Annotated in this window: 12 protein-coding genes; 5 read left to right on the top strand and 7 right to left on the bottom strand. The window is 37.2% G+C overall.

Annotated features, from left to right (window positions below):
• Positions 1 to 421: 421 nt before the first annotated feature.
• The 4 genes from EI546_RS12435 to EI546_RS12420 all read right to left on the bottom strand — a co-directional run bounded on the left by EI546_RS12435 (position 422) and on the right by EI546_RS12420 (position 3,613).
• Complete coding sequence (locus EI546_RS12435; protein WP_128250843.1) at positions 422 to 754, bottom strand: single-stranded DNA-binding protein; 333 nt, start codon at positions 752 to 754, stop codon at positions 422 to 424.
• A gap of 278 nt (positions 755 to 1,032) precedes the next feature.
• On the bottom strand, positions 1,033 to 1,854 hold the full coding sequence (locus EI546_RS12430) for a ferritin-like domain-containing protein (protein WP_128250842.1): 822 nt from the start codon (positions 1,852 to 1,854) through the stop codon (positions 1,033 to 1,035).
• A 45-nt stretch (positions 1,855 to 1,899) separates the two neighbouring features.
• Positions 1,900 to 2,649: a ferritin-like domain-containing protein gene (locus tag EI546_RS12425; protein ID WP_128250841.1), complete on the bottom strand. Its 750-nt coding sequence runs from the start codon at positions 2,647 to 2,649 to the stop codon at positions 1,900 to 1,902.
• A 502-nt stretch (positions 2,650 to 3,151) separates the two neighbouring features.
• The gene (locus EI546_RS12420; RefSeq protein ID WP_128250840.1) at positions 3,152 to 3,613 is read right to left on the bottom strand and encodes a CBS domain-containing protein; all 462 of its coding nucleotides are present in this window, start codon (positions 3,611 to 3,613) and stop codon (positions 3,152 to 3,154) included.
• 106 nt (positions 3,614 to 3,719) lie between these two features.
• Between EI546_RS12420 and EI546_RS12415 the strand changes: the two genes are divergently transcribed.
• Positions 3,720 to 6,065 (top strand): M28 family peptidase, encoded by a 2,346-nt coding sequence (locus EI546_RS12415; RefSeq protein WP_128250839.1) that lies wholly within the window; start codon positions 3,720 to 3,722, stop codon positions 6,063 to 6,065.
• The gene (locus EI546_RS12410; protein WP_128250838.1) at positions 6,058 to 6,867 is read left to right on the top strand and encodes an NAD(P)H-binding protein; all 810 of its coding nucleotides are present in this window, start codon (positions 6,058 to 6,060) and stop codon (positions 6,865 to 6,867) included. The genes EI546_RS12415 and EI546_RS12410 overlap by 8 nt, the downstream gene beginning before the upstream one ends.
• 188 nt (positions 6,868 to 7,055) lie before the next feature.
• Here EI546_RS12410 and EI546_RS12405 read toward each other — a convergent pair whose 3' ends face one another.
• Together EI546_RS12405 and EI546_RS12400 are read right to left on the bottom strand one after the other, a co-directional pair.
• A complete protein-coding gene (locus EI546_RS12405; RefSeq protein ID WP_128250837.1) occupies positions 7,056 to 9,122 on the bottom strand; it encodes a M13 family metallopeptidase in 2,067 nt (688 codons plus the stop codon).
• A gap of 131 nt (positions 9,123 to 9,253) precedes the next feature.
• On the bottom strand, positions 9,254 to 9,844 hold the full coding sequence (locus EI546_RS12400) for a hypothetical protein (RefSeq protein ID WP_128250836.1): 591 nt from the start codon (positions 9,842 to 9,844) through the stop codon (positions 9,254 to 9,256).
• 113 nt (positions 9,845 to 9,957) lie between these two features.
• Here EI546_RS12400 and EI546_RS12395 point away from each other — a divergent pair, with 113 nt between their 5' ends.
• On the top strand, positions 9,958 to 10,908 hold the full coding sequence (locus tag EI546_RS12395; protein WP_128250835.1) for an NAD-dependent epimerase/dehydratase family protein: 951 nt from the start codon (positions 9,958 to 9,960) through the stop codon (positions 10,906 to 10,908).
• A gap of 361 nt (positions 10,909 to 11,269) precedes the next feature.
• Here the strand turns inward: EI546_RS12395 and EI546_RS12390 are convergent, their stop codons facing one another.
• Positions 11,270 to 12,142: an SdiA-regulated domain-containing protein gene (locus tag EI546_RS12390; protein ID WP_128250834.1), complete on the bottom strand. Its 873-nt coding sequence runs from the start codon at positions 12,140 to 12,142 to the stop codon at positions 11,270 to 11,272.
• Positions 12,143 to 12,317: 175 nt separating this feature from the next.
• On the opposite strand from EI546_RS12390, the gene EI546_RS12385 reads away from it, so the two are divergent.
• Positions 12,318 to 13,049, top strand: a complete 732-nt coding sequence (locus EI546_RS12385; RefSeq protein ID WP_128251614.1) for a YggS family pyridoxal phosphate-dependent enzyme — start codon at positions 12,318 to 12,320, stop codon at positions 13,047 to 13,049.
• A gap of 67 nt (positions 13,050 to 13,116) precedes the next feature.
• Positions 13,117 to 14,691: a serine hydrolase gene (locus EI546_RS12380; protein WP_128250833.1), complete on the top strand. Its 1,575-nt coding sequence runs from the start codon at positions 13,117 to 13,119 to the stop codon at positions 14,689 to 14,691.
• Positions 14,692 to 14,720: the final 29 nt, after the last annotated feature.

The following is a 14,720-nucleotide window of genomic DNA, read 5'->3' as shown; positions in this document are numbered from 1 at the left end:
AATGAATCTAATAATCAAAGGTTGCTGGTTTTATATTATGGTCTCTTCACTTTACTATGAGTTTTATTCTTCATAAAAGCCTTAATTTAAAGCTGTTTTCAATTGTAAATAAATCTAACAATCAACGGTTGCTGGTTTTATGTTATGGTCTCTTCACTTCACGATGAGTTTTATTCTTCATAAAACCCTTAATTTAAAGCTGTTTTCAATTGTAAATGAATCTAACAATCAACGGTTGGTGGTTTTATGTTATGGTCTCTTCACTTTACGATGAGTTTTATTCTGCATAAAAGCCTTAATTTAAATCTGTTTTCAATTGTGAATGAACCTAACAATCAAAGGTTGCTGAGTGATTTTAAAATGGACGCCTTTGGGCGCCCATTTTAAAATCGTACCGAAGCACCGGCACCAGTTCAACTTACTACTTACTCAACATCAACAACTCATTACAGAACACTTCTGTAATGTAATGCTTCTTGCCCTCCTTGTCTTCCCAAGAGCGGTTGGTCAATTTCCCTTCTATGGCAATTTCCTGGCCTTTGGTGACATAGCTTTCAACCACTTTTACGAGACCGCCATTTACTACTACATTGTGCCAATAAGTGCGCTCCACCTTGTTACCATCTTTGTCCTTGTAACTGTCATCTGTGGCCATTGAGAATTTGGCCATTTTGTTGCCGTTGGCAAAAGTTACGATTTCTGGGTCTTGGCCCAATCTTCCAATCAACTGTACTTTGTTTCTAAGTGCGTTCATGATTTCTAAATTTTAATGCCTGCCCGAGGCAGGCGGGTTAAACAATTGATACTATCGAATTTCATTTTATTCGACAGGACAAACATAGAACAGCATCCAAATGATAGTCGGTTATTAACCATTTACTTTCGTTTATATTCGTTTGTAAGCGTTTGTAAATGGATAGATGTCCGCTATTCCTGGGATAACACAGTTTTAGTGAAAATGGACATTTTCAATTTAAAACAAAAAAATCCCGAAATAAATCGAGATTTAAATTTAATAGGGTAATATAAAAATTATGGAACGATAAAAATACTAGCAATAGCATTAACCTCATCCATCGTTAAAGGTTCGTCAAAGGATTCTGTTACAGCATTGTTTCCTCCCAGATCATTAAACAATCCGCTTAAATCCACTCCTCCTTGAACTGTGTTGCTCTCTGGAGTTGCTCCTCCATAAATCGCACTAAAAGCTCCCGGCAATGTGTTTTCAGATTTTGTAATCCATCCTTTTTCGCCCCGCATTCTTCTCACTTGGGAGGCGTGCAAGGCTTCAACGGAGTGGATTTGTAGAGCGTAAGTCAATAAATCCGCATTATCGATTAATCCACCAGCTTGACCTTTGTATGCCCTAACTCCAGTATCTTCAAAACCCTGTGAAAGAGCCAGAAAGGTTTGATAATTGGAGAAAGTGTCCAAATTTAAACTACCACCAGTGAAGTCGAAAGTAGGTTCACTAACGGCATCATCGCCCAAAGCACTTAAAAGAAATTCAACATGCGATGTTTCATGCTTTGAAATTTGGGCAAAAGTAGGCCGATCTTCAGCTGGAATTAATCCGTTGGTATCCAAGCCCATTTGGTAAAAGTTGCGTTCCAAATATTCCAAGGTTAAGGCAAAATTCAAAATGTCCAGCGGATCTGCCATCATCATTGAAGAAGCCATTGACAAAGTTGTGGCCCGCGTTTTTGTACTTGTAGCTGCCAAACCAAATGGAATGGAGGCCATTGCTACATTTTTTCCCAAGGTCTTAATATGACCGAAAGAATCCCGTCGTGAACTCTTGGTATTCATAAGCTCACTGTCGGATAGGTAATCCATTATTTTTATAATATTCATAATACGATTTTTTTAAGTGTTGATTATTTTATTCTGTTCTTGGTTCTATCCTATTCCTTGTTCCTTATAGGTAAACGGGGTTGTAATAAATCCGCCAGCTGCGGCAACAATTTCACTTGGCGAAAGCGCTTGGCCCAATCCTGTCACGGGATCAACGATATCATCGCCCGCAAAAGACTTGGAATCGGCACCATCAATAGAACCGGTGGCGATAATATTTCGGATTGCTGAAGCGTGTCTTGCTTCCACCGAAACTATTTTACCTGCAATTAAAAGATAATCAGGATTGGTTAATAGTTTACCTGCTCCATTATAGGCAGCGATACCGGTATCTTCCAAAGTCTTGGAAGTGGCTAGAACGATCTCCCTATTTCCAAAATCCAAATTTCCATAGTCAAACTCCAGAACAGGAAGCCTTTTGGTTAAATCACCACTCACGGCTACACCAATGGCTGTATTAAAAAAATCGCGATGGATTACTTCGTGATAGTAGAGGTCCGTTAATACCTGTTGTTCATTTTGACTAAAAGTGGAACGAAAATTTGAATGGTTTACAACCCGTGTATAAAAATCGGCTTCAAGTTGTTCAAGAGCATAAGCATAATTTAATACTCCTAAATCTCCCGTACCAAGATCAAAAATTTCTTCTGGCGGTGAAGGAGCATCGTCGTCGTTGCTACAGCCAGTCATAAAAACCAAGCTTGTACCTACTAAGGCCATTCCACTTAGCTTTAAAAATTGACGTCTGTCCCTCCGCAATGGATTAACATCATGGATTTTGATTTTGTTTTTCATAGTGATTTGCTTTTTTGATTTAGTTAAAATTAGGAAACAGAACCGTCTAATGATTTTTAATTTTAGTTAAACATTTCACAATTTTATATTTAAACTTAATAGATGATGAGATAAATTCAATATAATGCCATTTTACGTGATTTTAATCTAATAAAGAATCCATAAAATTTTAAGGCGAATAGAACAGTCCAGAGGTTTATTCTGAGGAGAATGGGGAATATGCCAAATTATCCGTGTTAAAAAAAAAATTTAAAAAGAAGCTCAAATGGTATTAAATGAGAGAATCAAAAAGTAAAAAAATGAAGAAATATGGAAATTAAAAATGTGAAATAATGTGATTTTTCCGGTTCAGAAGGGAAATTCATGAGAAAAAACATTATGCTAAAACCTCATTTTGAAGAATTGGATTAAATATCCAACAATTAAAAACGAAGAAATACCTGTTGGAATTTTTGAAGTAGAGAGATTGGTTATTAATACTCTGAATTTATATTGTAAGAAATTACCAAGACTGCCCTTTCAGCCTCATTGCCGCATTGAGCACATCACGTTGGCTAATTTGCCCAACGAGTTTTCCATTCTCAAGAATTGGAAACCGACGGTGTTTAGATTCCAGAAATTTATTCGCTGCGTCCAGAACATTCATATCGCCATCAATGGTATCAACCTCTTTTATCATGTGCTGTTCTACGGTTACATCTTCCATAGGATGGTTATGATAACGACAATCACTTATTTCCTTTAAGCAATCCCCTTCAGAAATAATCCCCACCAACTCATTTCTGCTATTTACTACTGGTCCACCTGAAATATTCTTTCTTAGTAAAATTTCAATTACCTCTATAACTGGTTGCTCCGGTCTGAATGTTACAAGATTTCGCGTCATATAATCCGAAACCTTTATTTTCTCCGAAAATCCCTTATTGGGTTTAACCCTTCTGCCGATAAAACTTTTAATTCCCATAGTATTAGCTTTTTGCGAACCTGTAATATAATAAATTTTCTAGTAGGAAAACAATCCGAAAAGTTTCCTTTCGATTAAAATTGTACTTTTAACAAAAATTCCATCCATGAAAAACTTCAGTGCACTATTATCATTGCTATTTATCGTTGCATTGTCTTATTACAGTTTTTATGATTTAATGCCGCACTATGATGAGGCAGATTCAATCCCTCCTTCCGAGTTTTCCGTAGATAAGGCACTCACACCTCTTGAAGAAATTGCCAAAGCGCCGCATTATGTCGGCTCTAAAGCTCACGCCGACGTTCGTAAATTTTTAATTTCCGAACTACAGAAGTTGGGATTGCAACCTCACATACAAGAAGGGTTCAGTCTTAATCCAATTTCTAAAACTCTAAATAAGCCCATTAATATTGTCGCTCGATTAAAGGGTACCGAATCCGGAAAAGCACTGCTTCTGCTTTCACATTACGACAGTGCCCCGGTTCCTTCTTATGGAGCAAGTGACGATGGTGTGGGCTTAGTCACCATTTTAGAAAGTTTTCGTGCATTTTTGGCGTCAAACCCTAGTCCGAAAAACGATATTATCATTCTCTTTTCCGATGCGGAGGAGTTGGGATTGGATGGGGCAAAACTATTCGTTAACGAACATCCATGGGCCAAAGATGTAGCGCTCGTACTAAATTTTGAGGCACGTGGCACTAGCGGTCCAAGTAATATGATTGTGGAAACAAATGGTGGAAACTCCAATTTGATTAAGGAATTTATAAAGGCCAACCCCGAATTTCCTGTAGCTTCTTCCTTGATGTACAGTGTTTATAAAATGTTGCCAAATGACACCGATTCAACTATTTTTAGAGAAGATGGGGATATTGACAGTTTTTTCTTCGCTTTTATAGACAGTCATTTTAATTATCATACGGCTAATGATTCCATGTATTTTCTAGATTGGAACAGCTTGATGCACCAAGGGAGTTATTTACTTCCGCTCCTTCACTATTTTGCCAATGCGGATCTTGCACAGTTAAAATCCGATACGGATGATGTGTATTTCAATTTCCCATTGTTGAAAATGGTCAGTTATCCCTTTTCGTGGATTATTCCAATGCTGATTTTAGCAGTACTAATTTTTGTTTTCCTTGTTTTTTACGGTTTCTACCAAAAGAAATTAAATGGAAAAGCAATTGCAATCGGTTTTATTCCATTTCTACTTTCCCTTGTTATATGTGGATTGCTCGGATTTTTTGGATGGAAATTATTGTTGGTATTATATCCTCAATATTTGGAGATTCAACAAGGCTTTACCTATAACGGGCATTGGTATATTGCGGGCTTCGTTTTCATTTCTATAGCGATCACATTGGCGATTTATAAAAAATTTGCAAAGAATAATGACGAAAAGTCCTTTTATATTGCTCCATTGTTCTTTTGGATAATCATAAATATTGCCGTGGACATATTTCTAAAAGGCGCTGCATTCTTTATAATTCCGGTATTTTTTGGCTTGTTTTCATTCTTCGTACTTCTGAAACAAGAAAATCCCAATCCTCTTTTAATGACGTTTTTCGCAGTACCGGCAATCTTCATTTTTGTTCCTCTTATCCAATTTTTCCCCGTGGGATTAGGATTGAAAATGCTATTTATAAGCTCTGTTTTTACAGTTTTACTCTTCGGACTTATGTGGCCAATTTTTTCAAAATATAAAATGAAAAAATTGCTTTCGTTAATCTGTTTCTTGTTGGCGATATCATTTTTTGTGGTAGCACATTCAAAAAGTGATTATACGGTTGAAAGAAAAAAACCCAATAGTCTGATTTACTATGAAGATAAGGATTCGGGAAAAACATATTGGCTTACCTATGATCGAGAAATTGATGAATGGACTGGGAATTATTTGGGCGAAAATCCCGAAAAGGCATCAAAATACTTGGGAGAAGCTTCTTATAGCAAATACGGAATCAACTACACTTTCGCCGCTGAAGCTCCTAAAAAATCAATTCCGGATTTTGAAGTTATTATAAGGCAAGACTCCATAATCAACGACTCACGGAATGTTCATTTTGTAATAGTTCCCCGCCGACAGGTCAACAAAATTGATATTTATACCACAAAGGATATTGCCTTCAAAACCTTGGAATTCAATGGCAAAAAGGCATTCGTTGGAGAATCTTCGGATAAATATAGAGGGACCAAAAACTCGGCCCTAATCAATTATATGGTTTCTCAAGGAGATTCATTAAAGGTGAAATTTACTTCAGAAAAAGATTTTCCCATTTCTTTTAAAGTCATGGAATATTCTTTCGACCTGATGGGAAATCCCGAATTCGATATTGAAAAACGACCTGATTATATGATGCCGAAACCTTTTGTTGTTACAGATGCAATTGCGGTAAAAAGAACTTTTTCCTTGGATTCGATTAAAGTTGGAGCAAAAAAACTTGTTGAAGATGAATAAAAGAATAACCATCGCTGGCCTGGGATGGCTTGGCCAACCACTTGCCCATCGTTTAATTAATTTGGGATATTCTGTTAAGGGGTCTGTAACCACGATTGAAAAAGCCACGCTGTTACAACAACATGGATTTAATGCTTTTCCAGTAGAAATTTCGGAAACAGGAATTTCGGGCGAAATAAGTGCACTTTTAAAAGATACCGATTGTCTCATTATAATGATTCCGCCGGGTATTCGAAGAAATACCGGTGCCGATTATGTATTGAAAATGGTTCATCTTAGGGAGGATATAAAGAAAACTGCTATAAACCGAATAATTTTGGTCAGCAGCACTTCTGTTTACTCAGATTCACAAGGAAATGTAACCGAAAAAGACGATCCAAAACCAGAAACCATTGCAGGAAAACAGTTACGACAAGTTGAAGAGCTTTTTATCAATACCGCTTCATTTAAAACTACTGTAGTTCGTTTTGGAGGATTGATTGGAGGCAGCCGAAAGCCGGCAAGATACCTAGCGGGCAGAAAAGATTTAAAAGATGCAAACGCGCCCGTAAACTTAATTCACCGGGATGACTGTATTAATATTCTAGTAGAAATAATTAAGCAAGACACCTTTGGCAAAGTCTTTAATGGGGTTAATCCACAACATCCGAAAAAGTCCGATTATTATATTCAAAAAGCACTGGAAATGGGTCTAGAACCTCCAACTTTTGCAGATGCGGATCCAGATGGAATATTCAAACAGGTAGATTCTGTGAATCTAGATTCTATTTTAGGATATATATTTAAAAGGATTTTAAATTAAAAAACGTTACTATAGTTCTTCTGAAGCCTAACAAAGTGTGATAACTCGAAGCAGAATGATTAACCCAGATTTCCGAATAAGAGATATCTCAAAGGGTATTTATTGAATTAATCATAAACATTCTTTTCAAAAAAAATGGCCGTCTCGAATTATGAAACGACCATTTTAAAACTACTATTTTAAATATTCTACCAGATGCGAACCCGATCCTCAGGAGCAAGATACATTGGATCTCCTTCCTTAATATCAAATGCCTTATAGAAAGCATCGACATTTAGTAAAGGCTGGGTAGCTCTTACCATTCCTGGAGAGTGTGGATCTGTCTTTACTTGATTGCGAATCGCTTCCTCCCTCGCTTTGGTACGCCATATTGTGGCCCAGCTCATAAAGAAACGTTGTTCTGGCGTGAATCCATCAATATTATCCGGTCTTCCGTTTTCTTTATAAAAACGTTGTAAACCATCATAAGCAGCAAGAACACCACCAAGGTCTCCAATGTTTTCACCTAAGGTGAATTTTCCATTGATGTGGACGCTATCCAAAACCTCAACATTACTATACTGTTCAGCTAGTTTATTTCCCCGCTCGGTAAAGTTTTCAAGGTCCTTGTCGGTCCACCAATTTGATAGGTTTCCGTTAGCATCAAAACGAGCTCCACTATCGTCAAACGCGTGAGAGATTTCGTGACCGATTACTGCGCCCATTCCACCATAATTTACGGCTTCATCTGCTTTGTAATCGTAGAAAGGAGGTTGAAGGATTGCTGCAGGAAAAACGATCTCATTATTAAACGGATTGAAATAAGCATTTACAGTTTGTGGACTCATTCCCCATTCAGTACGATCAACAGGCTCATCAATTCTATTAAGATTATCTGTAAGACCCCATTTCTGAACTGCCACCATATTGTCATAGAAAGTATTTCCTTCTTTTACTTCCATAGTTGAAAAATCCTTCCATTTATCAGGATATCCAATCTTAACGGTGAATTTTTCAAGTTTTTCAATCGCTTTTACCTTGGTGCTATCGCTCATCCAATCCAAAGCATTGATACGGTCTTTGTAGGCAGCGATAACATTTTCAATCATTTTCTCCGCCTTCGCTTTCGCTTCGGGAGGAAACATTTCATCTACATACAGTTTACCCAAAGCTTCGCCCACACTTCCATTAACTGTGGCTAATGCTCTTTCGTTAGCTGGTTTTTGTTTTTTGGTTCCATTTAATGTGGTAGCATAAAAGTCGAAATTGGCCTTCTCAATTTCAGTAGTTAGCATTCCAGCAGAACTATTTAAGGTTGACCAACGGATTACAGTTTTCCAAGTATCAAAATCAGGTTTTGAGAAAATTTGATTTAAAGTTTCCATATATTTTGGTTGCATAACAATAACTGTATCCAGTTCCTTTGTTACTCCCATATCCTTAAAAGCTTGTTCCCATTTAATTTCCGGAACCATTTTCTGCAATTCTGAAATGCTTTTTGGATTATTGAAATTTCTAAAATCACGGCTGGCAACTTTATCCAATCTTGGAGTGGCTAGTTTAGTTTCAAAAGCAAGAATAGTTTCTGCCTGTTTATGTGCAGATTCTTCAGAATCTCCTAGAAACTGAAGCATTCTAGTTATGTGATCTACGTACTGCTCACGGATTTTAACTGAAGCTGGATCCATATTGGTATAAAAATCACGATCTGGAAGACCCAATCCTCCAGGGGTTATATAAGCGGAATTTATCGCACTGTTGCTTGGATTTGAAAAAGCAGCAAGGCCTAAAAAAGGCTGCGAAATAGTCGCCGCATTCGCGCTGATCAACTTTTGAAAATCCTCCATACTGTTCATGGAGGCGATTTTTTCAAGAGCTGGTTTTAATGGCTCGATGCCAGCCTTGTTTCTAGCAACGGTATCCAATTCGGTTTCATAAATCATAAGCGCCTTGGCTTGATCCGTATCCGCAGCATATTTTCCACTCTCCTTAGCTTTCGCAAGAATATTCAAAACATCGGCATCCGTATTTTTTCTTAGGATAGTAAAGCCCCCCCAACTAGTTTGGTCATCGGGAATTTCATTGTGTTTCATCCAATTACCGTTTACATAATTGTAGAAATCAACCTTCGGACTAACAGTAGTGTCCATATCTTGGAGGTTAATTCCGTGGCTTTCAGTATCAGCTTTTGCAACTTCAGCCTTTTCTTTACAAGAAGTAGCCGACACCATAATTACTGCAAAAGCGACGGCAGGTTTTAAAAATTTAATTTTCATTTGTTCTTATTTGTTTATTTTTTGGGGAAGATGAAGTGCCCGAACCATGCACCTTCTGTTGATTTGTTTATTTATTGGGCAATTATTTTAAATACTTTTGAAATAGACTTGTCGCAAAAAGTAGAGAAAAGTTACATTTTTCTATTTTCCTTATCTTGAAGTTCCAAATTCATTATCGAATCTCTAAACCGTTCTTTTGCTTTTAATTCCCTCCTCTCATTATCTTGTCGCTGGGAATCAATCTTATCCTTTTGAAATTTTTCGTTCAAGTGCACTATAAGATTTTTAACCGCAGAATTCATCTCTATAACGGAATTTTGTATATCGGCTGAATCCAATGTTCCTCTATTGGCAACTTGGTTAAGAAGTTCGGCGCGTGTTTTTAAAACAAGCAACCTACTACGAATCTGGTTGGTGTTTAAGGTATCGGGTATTTTCTTAAATAATGAATCGGAATATTCGGTAAGTTGCTCAGAGCGATTCTTAAGCGACTGAAAATTACTGCCGTTAAGCTTTTTGGTCACGGAAAGAAGATCTTCCAACACTCCCCACTGAATAGCCTGTTCTCTTGCAGGAATAGAAAGTTCTGGAAAGTTATACGTAGTGTCGCCAAAAACAATAGCCGATTCGTATTGAGGGTCTGTATTCTCATTTTCTTCCGAAGAATTCTTACATGAAAAAACAATCCCAGCAAGCACTAAAAGAAAAACTATATACTTCATAAAATTTTTAAGCAGGGCAAAGATACTGGTAATTAAACAAATGACATATTTTTTTTTAACTCCGAAAGCTCTAGGAATTTGTACATTTGCAACCTATTTTCTTAAAACAAATTATGAAGAAACGAATATTGATAATTGGTGCCTGCGGGCAGATTGGTACAGAGCTAACTGCTTTTCTGCGTTCTAAATATGGCAGCCACAAAGTAATTGCAAGCGACATCCATAAAGGTGATAAAGAGTTTATGAAGAGCGGTCCATTTGAAATCCTGGATGCAATGGATTATGATGCCATTCAAGAAGTCGTTATTCGTCATGAAATTACTGATGTCTATCTAATGGCGGCAATGCTTTCAGCTACTGCAGAAAAGTCTCCCATGAAAGCATGGAATCTTAATATGAATTCCCTTTTTCACGTTTTAAATTTGGCTAAAGAAAAGAAAATAGATAAGGTTTTCTGGCCATCCAGCATCGCTGTATTTGGATCCACAACCCCTAAAGTTGATACTCCGCAACGAACGGTAATGGAACCTAGCACAGTTTACGGAATAAGCAAGCAAACTGGCGAGCGTTGGTGCGAATACTACTACAACCGTTATGGTGTAGATGTTAGGAGCATTCGCTATCCGGGTCTTATTAGCTACAAAACCTTGCCTGGCGGCGGAACAACAGATTATGCGGTAGATATCTACCATAAAGCGTTAAAACACAAATCCTATATTTGTTTTCTAAATGCAGAAACTACCCTGCCTATGATGTTTATGGATGATGCTATTCAAGCTACCGTAAATATTATGGAAACCGACAAGGCCAATATCAAAATAAGAAACTCTTATAATCTTTCTGGAATGAGTTTTAATCCTGAAGAAATTACAGAAAGTATTCAGAAGCTCATCCCTGAGTTTACAATAAGTTACGAGCCAGATTTCCGACAGGCAATTGCCGATAGTTGGCCCCAAAGTATAGATGATAGCGAAGCGCGTGCAGATTGGGGTTGGGAAAGCAAAATATCCCTAGACGAAATGACCGAAATTATGCTCAAGAATCTTAAGACAGACAAAGAATAAGGATTTTATTTATCGTCAAGGAAGAAAGCAAAATTCAAGGTTTGATTTACTTGGTTTTCCTTGGCACACAATATCAAATCCCAATATATTCTGTACCTAAAGAAACAGGAATCTTTTGCACATCTGTGTTACGGATATTTTGACCCTAACGGGACGAAAATTTGCCTGCCTTATAATTTGAAAGCTACCGACCGATATGTTGTTCCTTATGGGACAAAGATTTGTTCTACCTTTATATTTTTGGATGGGAAATGAACCTATTGTTTCAAAACCCAATAAAGTAATAATCTTTAAAGTGATTCCATTTAACAATGATCACCAACTTCTACACACCACCGACTACCTCGACCCACTAAAAAGATCACTTCTTTTTCAATTCAACTTCCATAATATTTGCCATTCCCTTTTTTCCTTCATTGGAGATATATAGGGTGCCGTCAGGCGCAAAGGTCATTCCTTCGGGTTGCGGAAAGGATTCCCTATTTAAGGTATGAAGTTGTAATAACTTTTCATTTGAATCCATAATCAGCAACTTCGGATCTTTTCCTTCAAGAATGTAGATATTTCCATCTACGGGATTTATTGCAATTTCAGAAGGATAAAATTGACCGTGGCGCTCATTATCGGACGAGCCATTTTTACCTCTAAAGATAGGATCGTCGAGATTAATTTTAAAAATTGGTTTTGAATCTATTTTTTTCGATTCTAGATCAAAGGCATATATTCCTTTATATGATTTGCTATTCGGATCGACGTCCTTTACGGCCAACAACAGTCTGTTATTTTTCGGATCGGCTGTGAGGGATTCTAGATTATTTTTTCCCGAAAATGGAGTTTGATATACTTCCGTGTGAAAGTCTATGCTTAAATAATTGCTCACTTCAAAAATTTTTCCACTGCTCTCAACTATAAAGGCTGTACTGTCGATAATAGCCAAGCCCTCATAATCTCCCGATTTGGCAAAGTTTATTTGCTTTTCGATCAAATCTGTATCAAGATTGAATATGAACAATATTCCCTCTTCATCCTGCACACATACTATTTTATTATCTGAAAGATAAGTGATTCCTGAAATCTCCTCCAATTCCTTGGGTACGTCCCATTTTCTAACTATGGTGTAGCTTTCTTCTTTCAACCTTGGGTTCAATGCGGGATTTTCATAAGCAAACCAAAGTACGCCCACTATTACCAGCACACCTACAATTATTAAAGCAGAGATTACATTTTCCCTCATAACTTTATGGAATTAATATTAATCGGGGATAAAATTAGTTTAAAAAAATACATGGCCCACATAAAATTTTTATAAAAATCCTTTACCCCGATTTGAACCAGAAACCTAGCAGGAAATTCGCGAAGGCATTTAAAATAGGCTAACTTTGATACCGTTCAATAGAAAGAAAATTAGGATGGAGAGCGATATCATAAAAAACAATCTTAAAATAATTCAAAAAAGAATTAATAGGGCTTGTGACCTTTCCAATAGAAATAAAAACGAGGTAAAATTGCTTTTGGCCACTAAGACGGTTTCGGTAGAAAATATACAGTTCGCTATAGATGAAGGATATTCGCTTTTAGGAGAGAACAAGGTGATGGAAGCAATGGAAAAATATGAAGTTTTAAAAGAAAATAGGTGTGAGTGGCATATAATCGGCCATCTCCAGACCAACAAAATAAAATATGCATTAAAGTTTGCCGATGTAATCCAATCGGTGGATCGCATTAAACTAGCCAACAAGCTCCAAAACCGTTGCGAATATGACGGAAGGAATATTGATATCTTCATTCAAGTGAACACCTCTTTTGAGAAAAGCAAATTTGGAATAGCACCTGAAAGAGCTATTGAATTTATAAAACAGGTTTCGGAATTTCCCCGTCTGCATATAAAGGGTTTAATGACAATTGGTCTACTATCTTCACAAGATGAAAAAGTGCGGGACTGCTTTAAATTGTTGAAAGAAATCCAATTAAAATCCCAAGCTCTTGAATTGCCGAATGCATCATTCGATGAGCTATCAATGGGCATGTCTAACGATTTGGAACTTGCTATTGAAGAGGGCAGCACGATGATTAGGGTGGGTACGGCAATTTTTGGACAAAGACCGTTTCCGGATAGCTATTATTGGAATGAGCGGAATTAGAGACTGGAGACTGGAGACTAGAGAAAATTATATTCAATATCTTTAAACCCGTTAAAAAATCCGGAATATGAAACCAGCAGCAGTGAAAAATTTAAATCTTTCAATTCTCCTCTTTTTCCTTAATTTATCCCTATTTGCACAAGCTTTAAGCCCTTCTCAAATTGATAGTTTGGTGGAGAAAACCATGAAAACTTTTGATGTTCCGGGAATGGCTGTGGCGGTTTTAAAGGATGGCAAAATTTATCATAAAAACACTTATGGCATCCGTTCCATTAAAACGAAAGAAAAAGTAAATGAGAATACTCTTTTCGGAGTGGCTTCCAATACCAAGGCATTTACAACGGCTGCTCTCGGACAACTTGTGGATAAGGGAAAGTTGAATTGGGATACTAAGGTAACCGATATCATTCCTGATTTTAAACTCTATGATGCTTACGTTACAAATGAATTCACCGTTCGCGATTTAATAACCCACAGGAGTGGTTTAGGTTTGGGAGCGGGCGATCTTATGGTTTTCCCGGCTTCAAACACTACGACCAAAAAGGAAATGATTCATAATCTACGTTACTTAAAACCGGTTTCCTCTTTTCGATCAAAGTATGATTATGACAATTTGCTATATATAGTGGCCGGAGAAATTGTCGCTCGTGTTTCGGGAGAGGATTACGATGATTATATAAGAAAAAACTTTTTTGAGCCTTTAAAAATGACTCGCTCCAAACTGTCCATCCCCGAGATTGATGCAGATCCAAATCGGATTGATGGGCATGCTCCCGTTAATGGAAAGCTGGAAATTACAACAAATACCTTCACACAAATTGCCACTCCTGCAGCGGGAATTTATGCCTCTATAAACGACATGAGCAAGTGGGTTCAAGCACAGTTAGATAAGGGTAAATACGGTGAAAAACTAAAAGACAGTCTCTTTAGTGAAAAAGTACACCGCGAAATGTGGACGCCCCAAACCATAGTTAGAAGTGGAAAATGGCCTTATAACACCCATTTTACAGCGTATGGTCTTGGTTGGTTTTTAAGTGACATAGACGGAAACTTTCAGGTTACGCATACCGGAGGATTGCTAGGAATCGTGAGCCAAGTAATCATGTTTCCTGATTTAGATTTAGGAATTATAATATTGACTAATCAACAATCAGGAGCTGCTTTTACTGCTATTTCGAACTCCATAAAGGACAGCTATTTTGGAATTAAGGGTAAGGACAGGGTTAAAGAATATAATGAAAGAAGACTCGAAGCGGAAAGTCGGGAAGACAGCATTGTTTCACAACTTGAAAAGGACATCCAAGCTCAAATAAAAAGCAAAGTTCCAAAACCAAATCCAACAGATTATGTTGGCACCTATAAAGACCCATGGTTTGGGGAAGTTATTGTTAGCAACCAAAAGGATGGCCTGCATTTTAAATCTGAAAAATCGTCTGATTTAACTGGAAAAATGACTTACTATAAAGGCACGACTTTCGTGGTTCGCTGGAATGATCCCGCTTTGAAAGCGGATGCTTTTGTTAACTTCGATCTTAATGTTGAAGGGAAAGCTGAAGGGTTTAAAATGAGCCCTATTTCGCCTTTAACCGATTTCAGTTACGACTACCAAGATTTGGATTTTAAGCGAGAAGAGAAGGAATAATTCTATTCTGAAAGAAATCTAGGTTTCGA

This window comes from Aequorivita sp. H23M31, assembly GCF_004022485.1.
GTDB lineage: Bacteria > Bacteroidota > Bacteroidia > Flavobacteriales > Flavobacteriaceae > Aequorivita > Aequorivita ciconiae.
Note: the sequence above shows the minus strand (reverse complement) of the source record. Positions and strands in the feature narration are given on the sequence as shown.